Raw genomic sequence first — 22,981 nt, forward strand, 5'->3', positions numbered from 1 at the left:
TCTATCCGCGTGGCGTCACGGAGCTCCTGGAGGCGCTCGTCGGGCGGCAGCACCGGCCCGACCGCGGCCAGCTTGCCGGCCGCGAAGGCCGTCCCGAGGCGCCGCCTCTGGCACGACGAGGCCCGGCAGGTTGATGTCGGTGCCCCTCGGGCCCTCCGGGCCCAGGCGGTCGACCACCTTGATGTCGGCCCGGCTCGCGCCGGGCAGGCGCAGGCAGCGGTCCTCGATGCCGCGCTCGCCGCCCCTGCTCCGAGCCACCGCGCTCCCGCTCCGGGGCGGGAGCGCTCGCCGGCGTGCGCCCCGAGAGGGCTCAGGCCGTCTCGAGGAACTTGCGCACCTGGGACTCGATCGCGCTGCCGGGCACGATGAAGGGCTTGTCCGTGATGTCCACGGAGAAGCTCTGAGCCGAGACGGCATACGTCCCCTTCACGGTCCCCGCCGGCGTCGGCACCGAGAAGTCGCCCTTGCCCTCGTTGCCCGTGAACTTGCCGCCGGCCTTCTCGATCGCCGCCTTGGCCTTCGCGACGATGTCTTGAGAGGAACCGCTGAAGGGGACTGAGAAGCTGTGCTTTGCCATGTCGTCTCCTGGGGTGCTCGGTCGCCATCCTGGTACGGCGCGAGGTGCGGCGGAGGTTAGTGCGGCCTCGCCACGGGTACCAGCGCGAACTTGCCGGGCCTCCCGCGCGCCGCAGATCGCGCGGAATCGCTGCGCGCCGCAGCGCCGCGCGGGATGGCGGGTGATGGCAGGCTGCGCATCGCTGGCTGGCGAACGTTGACGGGACGGCCGCCGCGACGCCTCGAACCCGCGCGTCCGTAAGGATTGCGCTTGACAAGACGGACAGAATCGCCGCTTTCTATGCGCCGATTGCTCCCAGTCGTGAACCGAGGACTTATGAAGGACCTTTTTCTCAAGCAGTCGATCCTCCGCCGAGCGGGGCGGGTGTCCGCGCTCGCGCTCGCGCTCGGGCTGAGCGCTGGATGCGTTGTCACGCAGGGCCCCGGAGCGGGGGCCGCCCCTCCCGCCGGCGCGGGCGCCGACGCGAGCGCCTCGGGGGGCTCCGAGCCCGCGCGGACCAACCTGCTCAAGGCATCCGACTTCGACGACAACAAGAGCCTGCCCTGGAACACCTCGTTCACCGCGCCTGGCGCGGGCAGCGCCGAGGTGAAGAAGGGGGCCTATTGCGTCACGGTGACGAACAAGGGGTCAAACAACTGGGATGCCCAGTTCCGCCACCGGGAGATGGTGATCCAGAAGGGGCACAGCTACACCATCCAGTACAAGGCGTGGGCGTCCTCGCCCACGAAGGCGCGCCCGAAGGTCGGGATGTCGGGGCCGCCTTACGAGGAGTACTGGTCGGACACCGTGATCCTCGGGACCGAGCCCAAGACCTTCTCCGGCAAGTTCACGATGGGGAAGGCCGATGACGCCACGGCGGAGCTCGCGTTCCACATCGGCGGCGCCATGGCGTCGGCCAAGGAGCCGTTCGAGGTCTGCATCGACGACATCCGCCTGGACGACCCGCAGTTCAAGGCCGCAGCGCCCGTGACCGAGTCGGCGGCGCCGAAGGTCGCCGTGAACCAGGTCGGGTATCTGCCCGGCGCCATCAAGATCGCCAGCGTGAACAGCGCGGCGACAGCGCCGGTCGCGTGGGAGCTGCTCGACGCCTCCGGCAAGCCGGTCGCCCACGGCCAGACCAAGGTGTTCGGAAAGGACGGCGCCTCCGGCGATCACGTCCACCTCGTCGACTTCACGGCCGTCAAGGCGCCGGGCCAGGGCTACGTGCTCAAGGTGGGGGAGGAGAAGAGCTTCCCGTTCGACATCGGAACGGGCCTTTACCAGAAGCTCAAGTACGACGCGCTCGCGTATTTCTACCACAACCGGAGCGGCATCGAGATCAAGATGCCGTTCGCCGGCAAGCCCGAGCTGGCGCGCCCGGCGGGGCACCTCAGCGACAAGAGCACGCGCTGCCTGAAGGACAGCGGCTGCGACTATGCGCTCGACGCGTCCCGCGGCTGGTACGACGCCGGCGACCACGGCAAGTACGTGGTCAACGGCGGCATCTCGGTGTGGACGCTGCTCAACTGGTACGAGCGCACGAAGCACCTCGGCACCTCGAGCGCCGACTTCGCGGACGGCAAGCTCAACATCCCCGAGGGCAAGAACGGCGTGCCCGACATCCTCGACGAGGCGCGCTGGGAGCTCGAGTTCCTGATGGGCATGCAGGTGCCGGAAGGCAAGCCGCTCGCCGGCATGGTCCACCACAAGATGCACGACGAGTCGTGGACGGGCCTCGGCCTCGCGCCGCACGAGGACAAGCAGGCGCGCTTCCTCCACAAGCCGAGCACCGCGGCGACGCTCAACGTCGCGGCCACGGGGGCGCAGTGCGCGCGCGTCTGGAAGACGGTGGACGCGGCGTTCTCGGCGAAGTGCCTGAAGGCCGCCGAGCGTGCCTGGGCGGCGGCGAAGCAGAACCCGGCGCTCTATGCGCCGCCCGGCGGCGACAAGGGCGGCGGGCCCTACGACGACACGGACGTCAAGGACGAGTTCTACTGGGCCGCGGCGGAGCTGTTCGTCACGACGGGGAAGCCGGAGTACAAGAAGTTCCTTCAGGACTCGCCGCTCAACGCGCGGTTCCCGACGGAGGTAGAAGGGGGCGCGGCGTCGATGAACTGGCGGGTCACCGACGCGCTCGGCCAGATCTCGATGGCGATCGTGCCCGGCCACGTGGACGCGGCGTGGCAGAAGGAGATCCGCGGCCGCATCGCGAAGGCGGCCGACCAGTACCTCGCCATCGCCGACAAGGAGGGGTACCGGACGCTCATCGCTCGGACGCATGAAGGCAAGTACGACTGGGGCTCGAACTCGGGCCTGCTGAACAACATGCTCGTTGTGGCGCTCGCCCACGACTTCACCAAGCAGCCGAAGTACCTCGACGGCGTGGTGCTGGGCATGGACTACATCCTCGGGCGCAACCCGCTCGGGCAGTCGTACGTGACCGGCTACGGCGACAAGCCGCTCGAGAACCCGCACCACCGGTTCTGGTCGCACCAGGCGAACAGCAAGTACCCGAAGGCGCCGCCCGGCGCCGTCTCCGGCGGGCCGAACTCCTCGCTCCAGGATCCTTATGCCCAGAGCGCCGGCCTCAAGGGGTGCGTCCCGCAGCGGTGCTTCGTGGACAACATCGAGGCCTGGAGCCTGAACGAGATCACGATCAACTGGAACGCGCCGTTCGCGTGGGTGACCGGCTTCCTCGACGAGAAGGCGAAGCCGTAGCCGCGCTGGCCGAAGGCGGGGTCTTTTGAACCGCCAAGGACGCCAAGGACGCCAAGTGAGATACAAAAATCTTGGCGTCTTGTGGCGCCTTGGCGGTTTCATCCTTCCGGCAGGGTGGGGGAGTGCCCCCACCACCTGACGGCAGGCTCCGCCGGCCGCGGTGCAGCCGCCGGCGCGCCGGTGGTACCATCGCCTGGTCCTCGTGGAGCTCCGACCCGACCTCGTCATCGCGGACAAGCTGCACCTGTTGCGGCCCCTCGGGCAGGGCGGGATGGGGGTCGTGTGGGCGGCTCGGCACCTCGCCCTCGACACCGACGTCGCGGTGAAGTTCATCCGCCCCGAGCGGGCGGCGGAGCGTCCTGCCCTCGTCGCGCGCTTCCAGCGCGAGGCCAGGGCCACGGCGCGGATCGCGCACCCGCACGTGGTGCAGGTCATGGACTACGGCGTCGTCGACGGCGCCGTGCCGTACCTCGTGATGGAGCTCCTGCGCGGGTTCTCGCTGGCCGAGCTCCTCGAGCGCGGCGGCCGCCTCAGCTTCGCCACCGCGAGGTCGCTCGTGCGGCAGGTGGGGAGCGCGCTCGAGAGCGCCCACGAGCTCGGCATCGTGCACCGCGACATCAAGCCCCACAACGTCTTCATCACGGAGGGGGGCCAGGGATACCCGCTCTTCGTCAAGGTGCTCGACTTCGGCGTCGCGAAGGTCGCCGGCGACGCGGCGGTGCCGGCGGCGAACCCCGCGCTCACCGAGACCGGGATGGTGATCGGATCGGCGCCGTACATGAGCCCCGAGCAGCTCGAGGGGAGCAAGGACGTCGATCTCCGCTCCGATCTCTGGTCGCTCGGCGTCATCCTCTACGAGGCGTTGACCGGCGCGCTGCCGTTCCAGGGCAGCTCGTTCGTCGCCGTCGGCGCGGCCGTCCTGAAGGGGAGGTTCCGCCCCGCCAGCGAGCAGAGGCCAGGCCTGCCGGCGCCGATCGACGACTGGTTCTCCAAGGCGCTCTCCGTCGATCCGACCTGCCGATTCCAGTCGGCGCGCGAGATGGTCGATGCGTTTCCGGGCCTGGAGGCCCGGACCGCGGAGGTCGACGCGCCCGGTGGCCGCCATCACCCGGCCGCGTTCGCGACGACCGTGGCCGCGCCGGTCGCTCTTCCGGGCGCGGCTGACGATGCCGACGAGCTCGCGAGAGAGCCTGTCACCTCAGGCGGGCTCGCGAGCTCAGGCGTGCTCGCGGGCGATCCTGGGCCGGCGAGCCCTGCCCCTGACTCCGGGGCTGGCCACACCGTGCTCCACCAGCGCGCCGCGGAGCGGCCCGCGGCGCGGGGCCCCTCGGGCGCGCGCGCCACGCGCCTCCGGCGGGCCGCGCCGCTCGCCGCCGCCGCGTGCGCTGCGGGCGCGGGGGTGGTCCTCTTCCTGTTCCTGCGCGAGCCGTCGGCCGGCTCGGGCGGCTGCCCGGACGGCATGGTGCTCATCGAAGGCGCCGAGTTCCAGATGGGCTCCGACGCGGACGCGGAGACGCCCAGCGACGAGACGCCGCGGCACGGCGTGACCGTGAGGCCGTTCTGCCTCGACGTCACCGAGGTGACGGTGAAGGCCTACTCGGACTGCAAGGCCTGCGAGCGCCCGCGGCGAACCGTCGAGTCGGAGGGGCTCACGCCCAACGGCCGCTCCTTCTGGAGCCAGTTCTGCAACGGCCCCGAGGCGCTGGACCACCCCATCAACTGCGTCGACTGGTACCAGGCGAAGGCGTATTGCGCCGCCTCCGGCACGCGGCTGCCCACGGAGGCCGAGTGGGAGCTCGCGGCGCGCGGCAAGGACGCATGGACCTACCCCTGGGGCCACGCGCCTCCCTCGGGCGAACGCCTCAACGCCTGCGGGCCCGAGTGCAGCCGGATGCTGACGGAGCGGCTCGAGAAGGTGGGGAAGGGGCCGTGGCCTCGCATGTACAACGACGGCGACGCGGCCCCGGCGACCGCCCCCGTCGGGCGATCGCCGGCCGGGAGATCGCCTGCCGGCGCCCTGGACCTGGCCGGCAACGTCTGGGAGTGGACCGAGAGCCATTATTGCCCCTACGACAGGGACGATTGCGACGACTCCCGCCGTGTGCTCCGCGGCGGCGGGTGGGACACGGTCGAGAGCCAGTACGTGCGCTCCGCCCACCGCCGCCCGAGCGCTTCCACGGCGCGCGGCTGGAGCATCGGCTTCCGCTGCGCCAAGGACCCTTAGGCCCCGTCCCTGAAGAGCGCGAACCAAGTCATTTCGCGCTCTTCAGGGACGGGACACTAGAAGATCGGGAGTTCGCTGTCGGTCGAGGCGGGCACGATGCGCCGTGAGTCCCAGTGCTCGACGATGGCGCCATCGTCGACGCGGAACAGGTCATATACACCGTAGGCGCCTCCGCCGCGCGACACTTCGGAGAGGGTGAATACGAAGTTTCCATCGGCGACGACGTGATGCACCTTGTAGTAGGTGAGGTAGTCCCTCTCCACGTACTCGATGAGCGCGGCGGGGCCGGTCGCCGTGGCATAGCGGTGCTCGACGTAGCTCGCGTCGAGGAACTCCGAGACGCGCGCGTGCTCCCCGTCGACGAGCACGGCGTCGATGAAGCTCAGCGCGAGCGCGCGGTTCTGCGCCGTGGGCGCCTCGTCCTCGATCTCCGTCGGGCCGGCGGCATCCGAAGCCTCGGCCGTGTTGGAGTCCCAGTGCTCCACGATCTTATCGTCTTTGACGCGGTACATGTCGAAGATCACGCCGGCGTCCGAGTAGCGGCCATGCACGACCACCAGGTCGCACTCGGCCAGCGTGCGCAGGCGCTCGTAGCCGAACCCCAGCGACGCGACTTCATAGCTCATCAGTGTCCTGAACGCCGCGAGGTCGCTCGGCGCCCCCGGATGGTGCCGGAGGTACGGGTCGGCCCAGGTGCGATCGACCGCCGTGACATCCTTGCCGACGAGCAGCTCGTCGAGGGCCTGCCCGACGAGGGCCTTGTTCGCGCGCGCGAGCTCCGGATCACAGCCGCTTCCCCCTGCACCGCCCCCGCCGACGCCCGCCGGGCTGCCGCCGCCCGCGCCGCCGCTCCCCGCTGTCATCGTGTCACCGGCGGCGCCGCCGCGTCCGTCCGGAGGGTCGTCCCGCTCCCCGGAGCACGCCACGAAGAAGCAGATTGCCGCCAGTCCGAGCCAAGGAGCGAAGTGCACATGTACCGTGTATCGCACCGCGCGCCGGTAGGCAATCCGCGGCGCGCGAACCAGGGCTCCGCTCGTACCCATGGGGGCACGCTCGATCCGTGACATGTCACGCTCGATCCGTGACATGTCACGCTCGATCCGTGACATGTCACGCTCGGGCATGACTGAGCGCCTCGTGCGGCGGAGCGAGCGCCGGGCGCCGGGCGAGGCGGTCGCTCGAGGACCCATCACCAGCGACAAGGAGATGGTCTCGGCGCGGTGCAGGCAATCATCCACAGCCGAGTGAGCTCGTTGAATCTGTTCGTTTTTATAGGCGGATCCGTACTTTCTGTACGTTGTGTCGACTGCCGGTTGTCGGCGGAAAATTCTGGGTCGGAATGGCTTTGCGCGGGCTATCGTCCCGCCTCCGCCTCCCGTCTTCCTCTCTCGTCCGTTGTGCGCGTGCGCACGTGCGCTCGTGTCCGCAGCGTCGTCGAAGCACGAGCCACGCTCGCGCGCCCTCGTTGAGCGATCGCCACCCCGCGTCCCGAGCTCACCCACCAGGAATGGAACTTGCCATGGACCTCGCTTCGCTCGCAATTCCGCGAGCGTGTTGTCCGCTGCGCAGCCCGGCGCGTCGATCGCGATCACGGCCGGGCGCGGCGCTTCTTTCAGTGCCGTGTTGAGATGCAGGTGAAGAGCATGATTTCTCGACGAAAACTGTTGACGGGCGCCGGCGCGCTCGCCGCCGCAGCGGCGTTGCCTGGCCGGCCCGTCTGGGCAGATGGCCCAGTGGGGGAGTCCTGGGCCCCGTATCCGAGCGTGGCCACCTGGGGTGGGCCGAAGAAGATCCTCGAGATCTTCCTCTACGGGGGGCTCTCCGCGTGGGAGTCGTTCCATGTCGATCTGCGAGATTCCCTGTTCAAAGCCAACCTCCTCAGCGCATTCAATTCGACGGCGCTGCTGACGCACTGCGGAAGTACCCAAACTGGAGCGACCGTGCAGACGTTCGGGGGGATGAAATGGAGTGTCGCGACGTCCCCCCTGTGGAGCCGGCCCGACCTCCTGGCCCGTACGCGCGTCGTCACGATGACGCACGAGTTCTCCGCGCATCCTGTGGCGATCCCGCTCGCGCTCACGGGACGTCCTCTGGGCGATGCGCGCGCGGCGAGCCTCGGGGCCGCGATCAAGCGCCGCCACCCGGAACAGCACACGTCCTACGTCCTGATGCCCGACAGCGGGCGCTTCTTCGGCGGAGACGACAAGGCGTTCTCCGCGTGGCTCTCGGTCGGCGCGCACGGCTCCGCGGCGCGGCCCGTGCTCGTCCCCATGAGCTCCGGCGTGAGCGAGATGGCCGACTGGGCCTCGCGGACCGGCGTCAACGCGGGAGCCGATGCGCTGACGAGCTACTACGCCGACCTCTATGAGACCAACCTCGACGGATCTCGATCTCGCGGGTACGGCGCTTACAGGGCCGCGCTCGACAGCCTGTCCGGGAGCCCGAGCCTCACGAGCGTATTCAACTCGAGCCTCCGCGGCGAGGGCGCGTCGCTCGCGCATTGCTCGACGAACGTGGTCGCCCCTGGAACGCCGCTCAACACCACGGCGGCATGCCTCGATATGGCGGCGTGGCTCTTCAACACGAAGGGCACGCGTTACGTGGGCATGGTCGATGTCGGCATCGGAAAAGACACCGGAGCCGCGTACGACGGCCACGGGCATACCGCCGGCGTGACGTTCGGCAACTTGTTTCTGCTGCTCAAGGAGCTGTCTCGGGTGACGAGCACGGCCACGCCGCAGGCGAACCGCATCAGCGTCGACGACACGCTGATCATCCTCAACACGGAGTTCGGCCGCACCCCGGACCCGGACCCGCAAGGAATCGGAGGCACGGGCCGCGACCACTACGGTCGAGGCTACGTGGTCGTGCTCATCGGTGGTCCCATCCAGCCTACGGCCTCGGGGGAGCCGAAGCTGATCGGCACCATGGACTGGACGGCTGGTCCTCCGGCCGGCAGGTACACGCCGGCCAACCTCGCGTGCGTGGCCCTGACCGCGGCCGGCATCGATCCGCACGGCACGGACAACTTTGCGTTCCAGGAGCTGCCGCCGGGGATGCCGTCGTCCTACGAGCAGCCGTTCTTCCAGGCGTGAGAGGAGATCGTATGAAACCCAAGAGGTTGGAGTCGGCGCGGGGAGCGCTCGCCGTGCTGCTCGCCGGTGGTTTGCTGGCGGGCTGCAGCACGACCGAGCCGCAGCCGCAAGAAGCCCCTCCCGGCGTGAGCCAAGCGGCGCTCGCGCCGGAGCCCACGTCCCCCGGTGGAGTGGACGCGGGCGACGCGGCCTGGGTCGAGCAGGTCGTACCGGCGCTGCTCGGCAGGCCTGTGCGCAGCTTCGGCGAGCTCAAGTTCCTCACCGTCATGACCGCGCGCGTCGGCCGGGCCCGCATGGCCGAGGCGCTCATGAGCCATCCGGCCTTCGTCGATCGCTGGACCGGCGTGCTGCTCGACCGCATGCGCGTGGATCGGGAGGGCGCGCGCAGCCAGTCAGACTGCTTCTCCCAGCCGCTGCTGTCGAGCGATAACGACAAGATCAGGGCGGCGAAGGTCGTCCTCTACACGCGGCGCCTCGGGAACGCCCTCTCCCTGTCGGAGGCCGTGGCGGAGCCCCCTGTTCCGGCGTCCCCGGGCACGTACAACATGGCCGACGTCGTGCGCGGGTCGCTCCTCATGGACAACGTCTTTCCGGCCTACCGCGGGTTCGTCTTCGCGCTGGTACGCCAGTATGGATCCGATGATGCAAAGACGCACGAAAAGCAGCGCCAGATCGCGGATCATTTCACGCAGGTCTATGCGAACAAATCGATGGAATGCCTGAAGTGCCATCGCACGCACTTCAGCTCGGTGTCGTCGTCGTCGGCGTCCCTCTTCACTCCCGGTTACGACTGGGCGAAGGGGCAGGAGGGGCGCGTCTTCTCGGGCATCTCGGCATGGGCAACCGCCGTTTCGTTCCCGGCACCGACGGACGCCGACTGGGTAGGGTCCTTCCGTCGGTCCCAGGGGACGAACGTCCCCTTCGCCGGCTGGGACGGGGCGAGCTGCGGCACCTTCTCGAACGACACGTCGACCCAGACAGCGGGCGGGACCGGCCTCCTGCTCCCCGACGCGAGCAGCACGACGGTGTGGGCGCTCGATGATCGGCTGAAGGAGGGGTTCCTCGCGCTGCGTAAATCGTACGACTCCGGTGATCTCGACACGGGGGCGAACCATGCGAATCAAGGCCGGACGCTCGGCGCTTTCTGGCTCGCGGCCGCCTTCGCCAACGACGTCTGGCGGGAGTTCTTCGGCGCTCCGCTGACCATCTCGAACTTCACCTCCCGCAACACGCACGAGCACAAACTGCTCTGGAACCTCGCCGAGAACCACGTCGTCGGGCGGGGCTGGTCGCTCAAGGGGTTGCTCACCGAGATCGTCACGTCGCCCTACTTCAACCGCTTGCCTGAATCCTCGGCGACGATGCCCAAGGTCTTCGAGCCGTTCATCGATACGCCGGCCCAGGACTACGTGGGTGACGCCGTTCATCGACGCTCCGCGGATCTGCTCTTCCGCATGAAGGCGTCGGCGCTCGACTGGAAGGTCGGCGGCAAGCGCTGGGTCACTCACTTCCCCCAATCGACCACGTACCCGACGCCCTCCCAGGCGGAGGCGATGGGTCTTCATCTCTCGCGCCTGAGCACGGCGAACCCGACGTCATCGCAGTACTCCATGCTCGGGTGGGAGGCCTCCGCGGGCCGCTGCGATCGACCGGCGGCGATCTCACGCGACTGGATCGACGCGCTCACCGACCGCGCCATGACCGGAGGGGTCACCGTGCGCGGCGCCGTGGAGGCGCTGCGCTTCCGCCTCCTCGGGCGCGGCCTCTCGGCCGGTTCCGGCGAGGCGACGGCCCTCAGCACGTTCCTCGGGAAATCGATGACCGCGACGTTTGCGAGCGCGTACACCACGGCGGCGCTGGGGAATGCCGCCCTGAGAGATCTCTGCGAGGTGTTCGTCAAGACGCCGCAGTTCATGCTGGAGGGCGTCCCCCACGGCGTCGGGGTCTCCGAGACCGACTTCGATTCGCCCCCGCAGCTCCAAGTGGGTGACATGAAGAACGACGGCACGCTCGCCGCTGACACGCCCTCCGCTGCCTGCCAGAGCTGGGTCGATCCGCAGACGGCGTTCGATGGTATCTCGGTCAACTGCGCGGACGAGTCGTTCCCTCAGAACATCGACTGGTCGAAGATCTGCCCCTCCGGGGGGTGCGTCTACCGAGAAGCGGTCCTGCCCGATCTGCCGCGGCCGTGGCCCTGCCTCGGCTGCTCGTTCGACTCGGACTGGTTCACGACGCTCCCGCCGCCGGTGGATCCGCGCGTGGTGACCGACCTGCCGATGCCGATGACGCCGGCGCGCGGCGGCGTCTTCCTGGCCTGGGCCGAGGGGGCGACCATCGTGCAAGTGAGCGGACAGGCGCGGCTCGTCCACGCGGGGCAGAGCACGCCGGCTGCGCCGGGCATGGTGCTCCAGCTCGGCGACAGCCTGGAGCTGTGGGCGGGAGATAGATTCAAGGTCGTGGCGCCCAATGGGCAGGTATTCGAGAACCCCACGGGAGGCATGCCCGCCAATCAGAGCGCGCAGACCTATCTGTTCATGGCCACCGGTCCGAACGGCCTGCCCGATCCCACGGAGATGACGCCGACCACCGTCGACATGAACACGGCGAGCACCATCAAGGAGGCGATGCGCCAAGCGGCGCGAAACGAGGAGGCGGGGTCCGTCTCGTTGTTCCACGACGTGACGTCCACGACGGGTAGCATGAGCCACATCGATCATCCGGCGCTCAACGGGAAGCCGGATCTCATCCTCCTCGTGTCGCCCGTCGCCGGCGCCGTCAGCAACGACCACCACGTGGGCGTCTGGTACGACACAGCGTTGCAGCGGTGGGCCGTCTACAACGAGGACCTCGCCGCGATGCCGCTGGGCGTGCGCTTCTCGGTCCGCGCGATGCCGCCCAGCGGCAGCGTCTTCATCCATGAGGTCACGGTTGCCAACAAACCCGCGGGCTCGATCTCGACCATCGATCATCCAGCGCTCAACGGGCGCTCGTCCATCGCCGTGCAGGTGAGCCGCATCTGGAACCTGCCGGGAGCACCCGGCGTCTACAACAACCATCCTGTGGGTGTCTGGTATGACACGAGCGTGCAGAAGTGGACCGTCTACAACGAGGACCTGGGCACGCTCCCGCCCGGAGCGTTGTTCGCGGTCAAGCTGGGCGGCGACTTCAAGGTGACATCGAGCCCGGCGACACGGGTCGGTAACGCCCTCGTCATCGACGAGCCGAACATCAACGGTGTGGCCGACGCCCGCCTCTTCTTCACGCACGGCTTCAGCGGCACGGGCACCCTGCACACGAAGCGGAGCGCGCTGCGCTACGACACGACGCTCCAGAAGTGGACGATCATCAACCGCGACGGCACCACCGTCGCGAACAACCTGGTCTTCCACGTGCACCGCGGCTACTGACGGCCTTTCCCGTAGGTCCTTTCCGCGGCGAAGAGGGCCTGCTGCAGGGCACCTCCATGCGCCCTGCAGCAGGCCGAGTCGATGCCCTACACAGCCCGGCGCCTTCCGCGGTCGAGCTGCTCAGGGCGCCTGCGCCCGGCGGCTGCCAGCGGTGAGCCGGAGGGGCCGCCGCGGCGCGCTCAGACCTCCAGCGCGCTCTCGACGATGCGATGCACGAGGCCGTACTCCTGGGCCTCGCGCGCCGTCATCCACAGGTTGCGCTCGGTCTCCTGCGCGATCTTCGCGGGCGCCTGCCCCGTCGCCTCCGCGAAGATGCGGTTGAGCCGGTCGCGCGCGGCCATGATCTGGGCCGCCTCGATCTCGATGTCCGACGCAGGGCCGCGCACGCCGCCGAGCGGCTGGTGCAGGAGGAAGCGCGTGTTCGGGAGCGCGAACCGGTTCTCCCGCCGCGCGGCGACGAAGATCAGCGCGCCCGCGCTGGCGACCCACCCGGTGCCGATCACCTTGACCTCGGGCCGGATGAAGCGAATCACGTCGTGGATCGTGTCCCCCGACTCCACGTGCCCGCCCGGCGAGTGGATCAGGATCCGGATCGGCTTCTCGCCATCGTCGCTCGCGAGGGCGAGGAGCTGCGCGGTGGTCGCCTGCGCCAGCTCGCTGGTGATCTCCCCGAAGATCAGGACGGTCCGGCTCCTCAGCAGGCTGCTCTGGACCTTCTCGGACAGCGCGCGGGGGTGCGGCTCGTCGTTCGGCGTGGGATCGTTCGGCGTGGAATCGAGGCGCGTCATGGCCCCGAGCTTCCGGCGGCCCTCGCCCGCGCGCCATGACCGCGAGGCGCGGAGTCATGCTCGCGCGTCTCGATCCGCGAGCGAGCGCTGGACGAGCGGCCTCGGCGCGGGCAACCATGGGGCATGGCGGACGAGATGGAGCGGCTGCTTCCCCGCGGCGTGGTGGTCTCCCGGCATCACGGCCATCCCGGCGCGCCCTGGCGCGCGAGCGCGGGCGATCCGCCGAGCCTCCACGTCGTCGTTCAGGGCGCCTTTCGCCTCTCGCAGGACGGCGTGTGCGCGCTGGAGCTCGACGCCGGCGACGTCGTGCTCCTCGGGTTCGGCCCGCGCGGCGCGGGGCCCCGCGAGCAGAGCCTCCGCTGCGTCGCGCCGCCGCCCGGGCGCGCTCCCGCCGAGGCGGAGCTGATCTCGGCGACCTACGCCGCCGCGCCCCGCGAGACGCTCGCCTCGCTCGCGCCCGTTGTCCACCTGCCTGCCGGCGAGGTGCGGCGCGCGCCGGGGCTCTCCGCGGTCGTGGGCCTGCTGCGCGCCGCGCTCGCGGATGCTTCCCCCGGGCAGGCCCAGCTGGCGCGCTCGCTCCTCGAGCCGCTGCTCGCCTACGCGCTGCACTGCCACGAGCATGCGCGCGAAGGTCGCGCGTCGCGCGCGCTCGACCGGCGCGGCGCGCGCGCCTTCGACCGTCGCGTCGCGCGCGTGCTCCGTCTCATGCAGGAGAGGCCGGCCGAGCGCTGGGGGGTCGAGGCGCTCGCGAAGGCGGCGGGCCTCTCCCGCGCCGCGCTGGCGCGGCGGTTCCTCGCCGAGCTGGGGGTCCCGCCGCTCCGCTACCTCGCCGAGCTCCGCATGCAGCGGGCGGCCGAGCTGCTCGCCGAGGGCGACGGCTCCGTGGCCGCCGTGGCGGCCGAGGTCGGGTACGACTCGGAGTTCGCGTTCAGCCGCGCGTTCAAGCGGCACACGGGCGAGGCGCCGGGCGCGTTCCGCCGGCGCAGCCGCTCCGAGGGCGCCGCGTTCCGCCTGCCGCCGGTCCGCGCGGCGGCGTGAGCCAAGACGACGGCTCCCTGGGCTGGGCGCCCTTGATTGCGCGTGAACTACTCCTTTGAGGAGTATCGTCCTCCGCGATGTCGAGAACGCCGCCTGGGCTCCGACTCCTCTGTGAACGCGCGCCCGACGCGGGGCGCGCCCGCTGAAAGGGAGCTGACGATGAAATACGTCCTGATGATGCACGTGCCGACCAGAGAGCCCTACGCGTTGATGAGCTGGCCGCAGAAGGACCTGGAGGCGCACCTCGCGTTCCTGAACAGCTTCAACCAGAAGCTCCGCGAGTCGGGCGAGCTCGTGGGGATCGAAGCGCTGACCGCGCCCGACCAGGCCAGGCTCGTGCGCGCCGGCAAGGACGGCAGGCCCATCACCGACGGCGTGTTTCCCGAGGCCAAGGAGTTCCTCGCGGGCTTCTGGATGGTGGACGTCGCGAGCCCCGAGCGCGCCTACGAGCTCGCCGCGCAGGCGTCCGCCGCGCCCGGGCCCGGCGGCGAGCCGCTCAACATGGCCATCGAGGTGCGGCAGGTGATGAGCGGGAGCGAGCTCCCCAAAGAGCTCCTGTAAGCTCACGTGCCGCGAGCACCTCGAACGGCAGCGGCCACGGTTTCCGCCCACCCCCGAGGCCCACCGCGAGCTGATCGCGCGCTTCGCCCGCAGCGTGGGCTCGGGCGACCTGCGCGGGCTGGTCGACCTGCTCGCTCGAGATCGACGGCGGCGTGGTGCGCGCCATCCGGGCGGTGGCCAATCCCGACAAGCTGCGGTGGCTCAGCGCTGGCCGCGAGCCTTGAGCGGGACGTCCAAGCGCCTTTGTGGATGTCAACAGAGATCGACGACAGTCGAAGGCAGGTCGATTGGAATTGACATCGAGAATGTGAATGCTCACACTTGCGTGGAGGGGTATCCTTTTGCTTCGTCGATCGATGGTGTGCCGCCAGGGTCCGTGAGGCGCCTGACGACCGTGACCGTGTGCCCCGTCGTTCGAGCCAATACGGTGTCGCTATGAAAAACAAATTGAGTTGGGCTTTCACCTGCGCCGCGCTGGGCATGATCGTCGGCGCCTGCAGCGGTTCAAATGACGACGGCAACCCTGGTGGGAGCGGCGGAGCCACGGCGGGCACGGGAGGGAGCGTGAGCGGCTCCGGCGGCGAGCAGGCGAGCTCCACCGGAGGGCCTCTGCCCACGGGCCCGAGCAGCTCACAAAGCACGGCCGGAGGGGCTGAGCCCTCCGGCTCGGGCGGCGCGCCTGCGGGCGGCGGGGACATGGCGGGCGGGAACGGAGGCTCGGGCGACGGCAGCGGCGGCGCCTTTACCGGCACGTGCACCGCGTCAAAACCGGCTGGTCGAAACGTGTCGGGGAGCGGCCCTCATCAGGTCGTCGTCGAGACGAATTCAGACCCGGGCATCAACCAGGGCACCATCTTTCGTCCGGCGGATCTCGACGGGAACGCCAAGTATCCGATCTACGTCTGGGGGGAGGGCGCATGTTCGCGAGACGGGCTCGCGACGGAAGCGGCCATGGCCCAGATTGCCTCGCATGGCTACTTCGTGGTGGCGGACGGGACACCGGGGGGCAAGGAGCCCAACCGCGAGCTCGGGGGCGGAGGCGACGTGCTGCTCGCCTACGTCGACTGGGTGATCGCCGAGAACGACAAGCCTTGCAGCGCCTACTACCAGAGGATCGACACCAAGAAGGTCGCCGCGAACGGCTTCTCCTGCGGCGGCTTGATGGCGGCGGGGACCGCCGCAGATCCCAGAATGACGACCTGGGGACACACGAGCAGCGGCTCTTTCTCGGTGAATCAGGCCTTCTACAACTCGATTCACACCCCCGTATTGATCGTCACCGGCACCGCGGATAGCCTGGGCGCGAACGAGAACGGCGCGAGAGACTTCGAGAACATCGCCGCCCAGGGGGATATCCCGGTCATGATGTTCGCCAAGGTCGGCGCGGACCACGGGGGCGATCTGTGGGCCCGGAACGGCGGCGAGTTCACTCAGGTCAGCCTGGCGTGGCTCAACTGGTGGCTCAAGGGCGACGAATCGGCCACCGGCAAGGGCATGCTCGTCGGCGCGAACTGCCGCTTCTGCAACGACAGGACCTGGAACATCTCCTCTGCCAATCTGCCCTAGAGGGGATCGCCCTCGAGCCGGCGTCCGATGATCCCCGTCGCCGTCACGCTCGCGTGTGGAGCACGCGAGCGGCGCCCAGCGCGATCAGGATCATCGACATGCCGCCCGTCAGGAGGCTGATTCCGACGAGCAAGCCGAGCACCCTCACGGCGGTGGTGACGCCGCCCGTGAGGATCAGAATCCCGAGCGCCAGCGACAGGACGGCGTCGAACACGAGCCACCCCGAGCCCCGCAGCCCGCGGTGCTGATAGGCGCGGATGAGCTTGAGCGCGCCCTCGGCGACGAAGTACGCCGCTGCGATCACCATCAGCGCGAGTTTGCCGGTCATCGGGGAGAGCACAAGGAGAAGCCCGAACGCCACCTGCACGAGGGCGCTCACGAACTCCCCGCCGGCGCCGGCCCAGCCGCGGCTCTGGATGGCGTGACTGCCCTCGACCACGCCGGCGAGCACGATCAACCAGCCGAGGGCGATGGCGGTGGCCCGAGGGGCGACGAAGGGCAGGAGGAACGCGAGCACCCCGAGCACCATCGAGGTCACGCCGATCGCGAGGAACCAACCGCGGTTCTCCCGCACGGTGGCAACGTCGACGGGCGCGAAGCGCAGCGGCTTCGGGGACTCTCCGAGCGGACCGACCATGGGCACCCCTCCGGTTCGTGGAGCATGCGTGTCCCGTCCGTCGCCCGCCGCGCGCGGACGAGGTGGCCGGGACCCTGTCCGCTTCGAGCATCGTCCGTGCCAGCGCGCCCGCGGGAACATTGTGCCTGGCGCTCGTGGGAGGCGTCACGGCCGAGGGCGGCCAGGAGCGCACCGCCGGATCAGCGGGCGGTGGCCTTCGCGGCCCTGGCGCTCGGAGTGGTCGCCTGCTGGACCTGGCGTCGCTGGAGCTTCGATCCCTGCTTCGCGCGATTGGCGCTCTTGCGCGTCGACTTGCGCGACGGGCGGTCCTGCGCCGAGTCTTCCAGCGTCGCGGTGGCCTTCCGTGCCCTCCGCATCGTGTTACGCCGCGCCGTCGAGCCGCCGCCCGCCTTTCGGTCGGTCGCGCTCCGCCCCGGAGCGGCCGTGTCGACCGGAAAGTCACGCCGCGACTTCTCGGGCCGCTCCAGCGCGCTCTCGAGGTTCTCCTCGCTGCGCCCCACGCGCCGCCCGATGAAGCTGCCCTCGGGCGACGGATGGCCGAGCCGCGCCGGAGCCGCGGCGCTGCGCTTCGCCGCTCGGGCCGTGCGCTTCGGGCTGCGCGCCGGCGCGCGTGATGCGGCGCGCGGCGCGCGCTCGAGGGCGCTCTGCACTGCCCGTACGATCCCCGGGACGGCTCTGTCGATCGTCTCGCGCGGCTCGTGGCCTCGCATCTGGTAGACGACGCTGGGGTGCCCGCTCAGGACGACCTTCACGTCGCACGTGACGTCGACGCCGCCCCGTGGCCCGTTCACGTCCGTGAAGCGCACCGTGAGCCGCTCGATGCTGCGCGCGAACCGCCCGAGCTTCGCCCCGAGGCTCTGGCGCACGTGCGCCCTCGTCGCCTCGTCGACGCCGACGCCGAAGGTCCGCACCGCCAACGGAGTCTGCTCGGTCGGTGTGCGCCCGGCGCGCGCCCGGACCGGTCGTGGCACCGTGGAAGGGAACTGCGGACGTCGCCCGGTGGATGGTCGCCCCATGCGCGCTACATCGAGTCCGGCCCCCCGTCGTCAAGCGTCGCGGCCACCGGCGAGATCGTGTTCCTGTCACCTCCGCCGCACCTCGGTCGGCTGTCAGTCCCCGCCTGCGCCGCGCCCGCGCCGGCCCTCACGAGCAGGGCCGCCGGCCTGGCCGATTTTACCCCTGCCGGTGATGGTGCCCGTCGCCATTGACGACTTCGCCCACGAGATGCGCTTCACCTGCCCACTCTGGCTGACGAGCGCGCCGCGAGACGAGGGCGCCGCGAGCGGACGGAGCGACCCCATCCGCACCCCCGGGTTTACCCCAGGTTGCCCGCCTTCCGGTCACCCATGCGTCCGCCGCTGGCGTCGGAGCCGCTTGCCAGCGCGGAGGACGGCCGCCCTCCAGAGCGGCTGTGCGGTGGGACGGCGACTACGAGGAGATTGACTTTCGAATCGCGCTTGGATTTCCTGGTGCCGCTGCGATCAGAGAGGAATTCATCATGAATGCGCGTTATGCGATCGGGTTCATCTTCATTGGTTTTGGTTGCGCGGGGTCGACGCCGAGCCCCTCGAGCCCGCCGCCGAGCGAGCCGCTTGCGAGCGCCGAAGCTCCCGCGCCCGTCGCGCCCCCGCCGTCGGCACCGGCGCCTGTGCAAGCGACGCCCGCGGCCGAGCCCGCGGCCGCTGCCAGCGTCCCCAAGCTGGCGCCCCCTGAAACACCGGAGGCCATCAAAGCGCCGAGCACGGCCAATCTCGTACTGAAGGCGAACGCCAAGGGCGCACAGATCTACGTGTGCGGCAAGAAGAAGGAGCCCAAGGCGAAATTCGAATGGACGCTCAAGGCCCCGGACGCGACGCTGTCGGACGAGGCAGGAAAACCTCTGGGCAAGCACTACGGCGGCCCCACGTGGGAAGCGCCGGACGGGAGCAAGGTCGTCGGCGCCATGAAGGCCAAGGTCGATGCTCCCGACGCCACCGCGATCCCCTGGCTGCTCCTGGAAATCAAATCGACCGAGGGGCAAGGCGTGCTCAGCCACGTCGCGTGGATTCAGCGCGTTCAGACCGTGGGCGGCAAGGCGCCGGCGGACGGCTGCGACAAAGCGCACGACGGCGCCGAGGCGCGCGTCGATTACAGCGCGGCCTACTACTTCTACGCGAACCCGTGAGCTCGCTCGATCTCTGAGCCCGCTCGACCCCTGAGCTCGCTGCGATCCTCTCGAACGGCATCTGCTCATCGCCCCTCCGTCCGAGCGGCGCGATCTCTGCCGCGGCGCAGCCGCGGAGGCGATCGTAGGCGCACGCCGACAGGTGTTGGTCCCCGCCTACAGCCTGCGGCCGGCGCCTGGGATCGAGGGCGCGCCTTCGCGGCCAGCGGAGCGCAATCTCCCCCTGGCCTGACGCGTGCATCGGTCGCGGGTGAGACGCGCGAGCCATCCGCTGGCGGCTTTCGGCCAGCGGCTGTCGAGGGATGCGCGCGGTCGTCTCGAACCAACACGATTGGAGAGGGTTGTCATGCGTAGGATCGACAAGGGGAACTCATTCGCGCTGTCGCGCCGCGCCTTCATCTCGGCGACAGCGGCCGGCGTGGCGGGGGTCGTGACCGGGATCGAGCATGAAGCCGGAGCGCAGGTGACGTTCGCGCCGCGCGTCTCCGGCCTCACGCTCACGGAGGCGAAGATCGGCCACCTCAAGGACGCCATCCGCCGCGGCGGTTATCAGATGCTGAAGGTGGTCACCGGGTGGGGGCTGCTCGACCGCTCGATCTACGACCCGGCGACCATCTCGGAGCTCTGCTCGCTGACGCCCATCACCCTCGTCCGGACGAAGACCGGCGACAGGTACCATGTCGATCCGAACGAGGTGGAGGCGGAGATCGCCCCCTGGTACGCGGCGAAGGAGAAGAAGAGGGATCTCATCATCGAGCTGGGCAACGAGCCCAACACGGTGAACGATCCGGACGGCACAGGGGCGTTCTGGGCCGGCCAGAGCCGCGCGTGGAAGGAGAGCTACATCTGGGAGAACCGGTACTATCTCGCGGAGGCCATCGCCCGTTGCCGGAAGCGGTTCCCTCAAGCCAAGATCGTCACCTGCTCGCTCGCCCCGCGCGTCAACCTCGATATCGAGTGGTTCTTGCAGATCTACGCGCAAGGCACGGACAGCCCGCTTCACAACGCGGATTACGTCGCCGTGCACGCGTACAACGGGACGCGCGACGGGGTAGACGAGTCCTGGTATCATTGCCAAGATCTCCCGTTGGTGCACGGTCTCTACGGCCGTTACGCGCCCACGAAATCATGGATCATGACCGAGGTGGGCCTGCACACGGATGAGACGAGGGCGCGGAAGGGAGAGCGCATGGCGGGGTTCATGCACTATGGCGAGAGCAGCCTTGTCCTTCCCTGGAACGTCTGGGGATTCTGCTATTTCCACCTGAAGCTCGACGGCGACGGCAACCCCTTCCCGGGCGACAGGGCCGCGGCGTATTACGGGGAAGGGGACTCGGCCTATGCGCAGCGGGTCAACGCGGGGAGGTTGCGGCGGACCCCTGTCGGCTGGCTCGACAGCATCGATCCGACGACCGGGGTGGCCTCGGGGTGGGCGGCCGACCCCGACACGCCGGCCAGCGTGGCGGTGCATTTCTATGCGAGCGGACCGGGCATCAACGGCATCCAGTTCGTCGGCGGCACGGGCGCGGACCTGCCGCGCCTGGACGTGAACACCCACCTCAACATGGCGGGGCATCACGGCTTCTCGTTCCGGATTCCGGACGCGTGGCGCAACGGGACCGAGTACCGGCTGCACGCGTATGGCCTCGACGCCACCGGCGACCTCAACGCGGAGCTCTCGGGCTCGCCGAAGGCGTTCCGCCTGTAAAGGACAGGAGGCGCTTCACCTGGCCGGATTTCTGACACGCGGAGCCAGCCGTGCTCACTCCCCTTGTTGTGTGCGCTTGCGGAAGCGCAGCAGCTTACCGCGCGAGACGCCGAGCCGCTCCGCGGCCGACGTCACGTTGCCTCCGGCGGCCGCGAGGGCGGACTCGACGCGCTCCTGCGTGAGCGCGGTCTTCTGGTGGTCCGGCGCCTTCCCGAGCACCTCCTCGACGGCCCACAGCCGCAGCCCGGGCTCGTGATCGAGGCGGCGCATCTCCCCGAGGGCCGCGTCGAGCCCGCGCACGTTGCTCGGCCACGGATCGAGCAGCAGCCGCTCCATGGCCTCGACCTCGACCGCCTCGGCCGGGAGCGCGACGCCTGCGCGCCGCGCGAGCTCGCACGCCACGCTGAAGAGGTCCTCGCGCCGCTCGCGGAGCGCCGGCACGTGGAGGCGGGCCATCGCGAGCCGCGCGAACAGGTCGTGCCGGAACGCCCCGCGCGCCACCATCTCCTCGAGGTCCCTGTGGGTCGCGGCGACGACGAGCACGTTCACGTGGACCGGCCGCTGCGCCCCGACGGGCAGCACCTCGCGGTTCTCCAGGAGCCGCAGCAGCTTCGCCTGGAGATCGAGATCGAGCTCCCCGATCTCGTCGAGGAACAGCGTCCCGCCGTCGTGGGCCACGACGATCCCGGGCGCGGCGTTGCGCGCGTCCGAGAATGCCCCCGCCACGTGGCCGAACATCTGGGACTCGAACACGCCGCGGGCGACGCCGGCCACGTTCACCGCCGCGAACGGCGCCGCGCGCCCGAGCGCCGCCGCCGTCGCGCGCGCGACGAGCTCCTTGCCCACGCCGGTCTCCCCCTCGATGAGCACGTTGCCGGGGCGGCTCCGCGGCAGGCCCGCGAGGGGCTGCGCCACGGCGCGCAGGCCGTACGGCCCGACGAGCCCGCCCACGGGCGGCGCCGGATCGAGCGGGCCGAGGAGCTCCTCGCGGAAGACGAACAGGACCCGTCCGAGCCGCAGCACCGCCCCGTCGTCGAGCGGCGTGAGGTCGCGCGGCGCGAGCCTCGACCCGTTCACCCACGTGCCGTTGCGCGACCCGACGTCCGCGACGCGCAGCGCGCCGCCGGCGCGATCGATCCGCAGGTGTTTGCCTGACACCTCCTCGTCGGCGAGGCCGCGCTCGGCGAGCCAGGTGCGGCCGATGGTGGTCCCCGAGTCGGGCAGCGGGAACGCCATGGGCCGCGGGAACGCGCACACCAGCGCTGGCCGCCGCCGCCCGGCCTCGGGCCGCACCGGGCTCCGGTGCTCGATGGTGCTCGACACGTCCTTGGCCATTCTCCTCGCAGGGTGCCATGCACCTCCGGAGCGTGGAAGCGCCGCGCCGGGGGTCGACGGTGATGTCGCTCGCCCGGAGCGCAGCGCAGCTCCCCACAGCGAATCGCGGCTTCAGCGCACAGCGAACCGCGGCTTCAGCGCACAGCGAATCGCGGCTTCAGCGCACAGCGAATCGCGGCTTCAGCGCCTCAGAGAGGCCGCCCGTCGAACCCGCACATCGGGTCTCCCGGGTTCGCGCACTCCGGCTGTCGGGATCCCACCCCCACCTGCGGTCGCGGGCCCGGCGCTGCGGGCCGAGCGAGCGCCTCCCGCAGCTGAGCGAGCGCGCTCTCGTAGGCGCGGATCGCGCCCTCGTCTGCGCCCGGCGTCCTCGCGCGCGCCGCGGCGACCTGGGCCGCCGCCGTGGCCTCGGGCCGCCGCCGTTCGGCGGCCCATGCCGCGAGGTCGGCGTGGCGCCGATCGAGCGCCGCGACCTTCTCGAGCGCGTCGAGCCGTGTCTCCAGCGCATCGAGCGCGTCCCCAAACGCCCGCAGCCGGCTGTGGTCCAGCGCCCGCGGATCGAGCGCGTTCCGCGCCGCCTCCGCGGTCGCCCGTGCCTCCTCGGCGTCGCGGGCGAGGGGCCGGCCTCGCAGCGCCGCGTGGCGCCGGTCGAGGGCCGCGAGCTCGGCCGCCCTCGCGCTCTCGCGCTCCTCTGCCAGCGCTGCATGTGCATCGCGGAGCTGCTGCGCTTCCTGCTGTAGGCCTGCGACGTGCCGCGCGACCCCGTAGGCCGCCGCTGCGCCCCCGCACACCACGAGGCCGAGCGCAGCGGCGAGCGCGTGCGCCAGGCTGCGGCGCCGTCCCTCGGCGCGAGCGCGGACGACGGCCAGCTCGTGCGCGCGCGCCGCGTTATCCGCCTCGAGGCGCGCCTTCGCCTCGGCCTCGATGCGTGCCACCTCGATCTCCGCCCGCGCCCGCGCTTCCGCGCGCGCCTCTGTCTCGGCCTGCTCCCGCTCGCGCCGCGCCCGCGTCTCAGCCTCGGCGGCGGCCCGCGTCGTCTCCGCAGCGCGCCGGCGCGCCTCCTCCTCGCGCTGCTCGCGGGCTTCCTTCTCGCGCGCTTTCGCGCGCTGGAGGTGCTCTTCCCGCACGCGCGCTTCCTCGAGCTTCGCGAGCTCCGCGAGGGAGAACGTGACCGACGTATCGGA

General features: G+C 70.4%; 17 protein-coding genes (1 of these 17 cut by a window edge). 9 read left to right on the forward strand and 8 right to left on the reverse strand.

Annotation, left to right across the window (positions count from 1 at the left end; translation table 11 throughout):
• Positions 1 to 15: 15 nt before the first annotated feature.
• Both WMF29_RS11820 and WMF29_RS11825 read right to left on the reverse strand, forming a co-directional pair.
• Positions 16 to 258 (reverse strand): hypothetical protein, encoded by a 243-nt coding sequence (locus WMF29_RS11820; RefSeq protein ID WP_437328933.1) that lies wholly within the window; start codon positions 256 to 258, stop codon positions 16 to 18.
• A 52-nt stretch (positions 259 to 310) separates the two neighbouring features.
• Entirely contained in the window at positions 311 to 577 is a 267-nt protein-coding gene (locus WMF29_RS11825; RefSeq protein ID WP_272103018.1) for a hypothetical protein, read from the reverse strand.
• Between the two features lie 315 nt (positions 578 to 892).
• Here WMF29_RS11825 and WMF29_RS11830 point away from each other — a divergent pair, with 315 nt between their 5' ends.
• Both WMF29_RS11830 and WMF29_RS11835 read left to right on the forward strand, forming a co-directional pair.
• Positions 893 to 3,274 carry a glycoside hydrolase family 9 protein gene (locus WMF29_RS11830; protein WP_437328934.1) on the forward strand — a complete coding sequence of 794 codons (2,382 nt, stop codon included), beginning with the start codon at positions 893 to 895 and terminating at the stop codon, positions 3,272 to 3,274.
• Between the two features lie 202 nt (positions 3,275 to 3,476).
• Positions 3,477 to 5,498, forward strand: coding sequence for a bifunctional serine/threonine-protein kinase/formylglycine-generating enzyme family protein (locus WMF29_RS11835; protein WP_437328935.1), 2,022 nt, complete (start codon positions 3,477 to 3,479; stop codon positions 5,496 to 5,498).
• Between the two features lie 56 nt (positions 5,499 to 5,554).
• On the opposite strand, the gene WMF29_RS11840 is transcribed toward WMF29_RS11835, so the two are convergent.
• Complete coding sequence (locus WMF29_RS11840; protein ID WP_437328936.1) at positions 5,555 to 6,361, reverse strand: nuclear transport factor 2 family protein; 807 nt, start codon at positions 6,359 to 6,361, stop codon at positions 5,555 to 5,557.
• Between the two features lie 780 nt (positions 6,362 to 7,141).
• On the opposite strand from WMF29_RS11840, the gene WMF29_RS11845 reads away from it, so the two are divergent.
• Positions 7,142 to 8,593 carry a DUF1501 domain-containing protein gene (locus tag WMF29_RS11845; RefSeq protein WP_437328937.1) on the forward strand — a complete coding sequence of 484 codons (1,452 nt, stop codon included), beginning with the start codon at positions 7,142 to 7,144 and terminating at the stop codon, positions 8,591 to 8,593.
• Between the two features lie 11 nt (positions 8,594 to 8,604).
• Positions 8,605 to 12,000, forward strand: coding sequence for a DUF7452 domain-containing protein (locus WMF29_RS11850; RefSeq protein WP_437328938.1), 3,396 nt, complete (start codon positions 8,605 to 8,607; stop codon positions 11,998 to 12,000).
• Positions 12,001 to 12,179: 179 nt separating this feature from the next.
• Here the strand turns inward: WMF29_RS11850 and WMF29_RS11855 are convergent, their stop codons facing one another.
• Positions 12,180 to 12,788 (reverse strand): ATP-dependent Clp protease proteolytic subunit, encoded by a 609-nt coding sequence (locus tag WMF29_RS11855; protein WP_272103024.1) that lies wholly within the window; start codon positions 12,786 to 12,788, stop codon positions 12,180 to 12,182.
• A 123-nt stretch (positions 12,789 to 12,911) separates the two neighbouring features.
• Between WMF29_RS11855 and WMF29_RS11860 the strand changes: the two genes are divergently transcribed.
• From WMF29_RS11860 to WMF29_RS11870, 3 genes are all read left to right on the forward strand, one after another.
• A complete protein-coding gene (locus WMF29_RS11860) occupies positions 12,912 to 13,826 on the forward strand; it encodes a helix-turn-helix domain-containing protein (protein ID WP_437328939.1) in 915 nt (304 codons plus the stop codon).
• A 159-nt stretch (positions 13,827 to 13,985) separates the two neighbouring features.
• On the forward strand, positions 13,986 to 14,387 hold the full coding sequence (locus tag WMF29_RS11865) for a YciI family protein (protein ID WP_437328940.1): 402 nt from the start codon (positions 13,986 to 13,988) through the stop codon (positions 14,385 to 14,387).
• 435 nt (positions 14,388 to 14,822) lie between these two features.
• Positions 14,823 to 15,953, forward strand: a complete 1,131-nt coding sequence (locus WMF29_RS11870; RefSeq protein ID WP_437328941.1) for an alpha/beta hydrolase family protein — start codon at positions 14,823 to 14,825, stop codon at positions 15,951 to 15,953.
• Positions 15,954 to 15,996: 43 nt separating this feature from the next.
• Here the strand turns inward: WMF29_RS11870 and WMF29_RS11875 are convergent, their stop codons facing one another.
• On the reverse strand, positions 15,997 to 16,590 hold the full coding sequence (locus tag WMF29_RS11875; RefSeq protein ID WP_437328942.1) for an HdeD family acid-resistance protein: 594 nt from the start codon (positions 16,588 to 16,590) through the stop codon (positions 15,997 to 15,999).
• A gap of 179 nt (positions 16,591 to 16,769) precedes the next feature.
• The gene (locus WMF29_RS11880) at positions 16,770 to 17,507 is read right to left on the reverse strand and encodes a hypothetical protein (protein ID WP_437328943.1); all 738 of its coding nucleotides are present in this window, start codon (positions 17,505 to 17,507) and stop codon (positions 16,770 to 16,772) included.
• A gap of 494 nt (positions 17,508 to 18,001) precedes the next feature.
• Here WMF29_RS11880 and WMF29_RS11885 point away from each other — a divergent pair, with 494 nt between their 5' ends.
• Together WMF29_RS11885 and WMF29_RS11890 are read left to right on the forward strand one after the other, a co-directional pair.
• Positions 18,002 to 18,754 carry a DUF3455 domain-containing protein gene (locus tag WMF29_RS11885; RefSeq protein ID WP_437328944.1) on the forward strand — a complete coding sequence of 251 codons (753 nt, stop codon included), beginning with the start codon at positions 18,002 to 18,004 and terminating at the stop codon, positions 18,752 to 18,754.
• A gap of 346 nt (positions 18,755 to 19,100) precedes the next feature.
• Complete coding sequence (locus WMF29_RS11890) at positions 19,101 to 20,462, forward strand: twin-arginine translocation signal domain-containing protein (protein ID WP_437328945.1); 1,362 nt, start codon at positions 19,101 to 19,103, stop codon at positions 20,460 to 20,462.
• Positions 20,463 to 20,516: 54 nt separating this feature from the next.
• Here the strand turns inward: WMF29_RS11890 and WMF29_RS11895 are convergent, their stop codons facing one another.
• Both WMF29_RS11895 and WMF29_RS11900 read right to left on the reverse strand, forming a co-directional pair.
• Positions 20,517 to 21,797, reverse strand: coding sequence for a sigma 54-interacting transcriptional regulator (locus WMF29_RS11895; RefSeq protein ID WP_437328946.1), 1,281 nt, complete (start codon positions 21,795 to 21,797; stop codon positions 20,517 to 20,519).
• Between the two features lie 188 nt (positions 21,798 to 21,985).
• A protein-coding gene (locus WMF29_RS11900) for a hypothetical protein (RefSeq protein ID WP_437328947.1) crosses the window boundary here: on the reverse strand, positions 21,986 to 22,981 show its 3' portion. 24 nt of this gene lie beyond the right edge of the window; only the last 996 of its 1,020 coding nucleotides appear in the window; its start codon lies off the right edge, out of view; its stop codon occupies positions 21,986 to 21,988.

Origin of the sequence: Sorangium sp. So ce381 (assembly GCF_051473845.1) — a bacterium.
Lineage (GTDB): Bacteria > Myxococcota_A > Polyangia > Polyangiales > Polyangiaceae > Sorangium > Sorangium atrum.

Coding starts and splice junctions, on each gene's coding strand:
- WMF29_RS11825 (WP_272103018.1), bottom strand. CDS start 577: ATGGCAAAGCACAGCTTCTCAGTCCCCTTCAGCGGTTCCTCTCAAGAC.
- WMF29_RS11850 (WP_437328938.1), top strand. CDS start 8,605: ATGAAACCCAAGAGGTTGGAGTCGGCGCGGGGAGCGCTCGCCGTGCTG.
- WMF29_RS11840 (WP_437328936.1), bottom strand. CDS start 6,361: ATGACAGCGGGGAGCGGCGGCGCGGGCGGCGGCAGCCCGGCGGGCGTC.
- WMF29_RS11855 (WP_272103024.1), bottom strand. CDS start 12,788: ATGACGCGCCTCGATTCCACGCCGAACGATCCCACGCCGAACGACGAG.
- WMF29_RS11870 (WP_437328941.1), top strand. CDS start 14,823: ATGAAAAACAAATTGAGTTGGGCTTTCACCTGCGCCGCGCTGGGCATG.
- WMF29_RS11860 (WP_437328939.1), top strand. CDS start 12,912: ATGGCGGACGAGATGGAGCGGCTGCTTCCCCGCGGCGTGGTGGTCTCC.
- WMF29_RS11890 (WP_437328945.1), top strand. CDS start 19,101: ATGCGTAGGATCGACAAGGGGAACTCATTCGCGCTGTCGCGCCGCGCC.
- WMF29_RS11895 (WP_437328946.1), bottom strand. CDS start 21,797: ATGGCCAAGGACGTGTCGAGCACCATCGAGCACCGGAGCCCGGTGCGG.
- WMF29_RS11875 (WP_437328942.1), bottom strand. CDS start 16,590: ATGGTCGGTCCGCTCGGAGAGTCCCCGAAGCCGCTGCGCTTCGCGCCC.
- WMF29_RS11830 (WP_437328934.1), top strand. CDS start 893: ATGAAGGACCTTTTTCTCAAGCAGTCGATCCTCCGCCGAGCGGGGCGG.
- WMF29_RS11865 (WP_437328940.1), top strand. CDS start 13,986: ATGAAATACGTCCTGATGATGCACGTGCCGACCAGAGAGCCCTACGCG.
- WMF29_RS11845 (WP_437328937.1), top strand. CDS start 7,142: ATGATTTCTCGACGAAAACTGTTGACGGGCGCCGGCGCGCTCGCCGCC.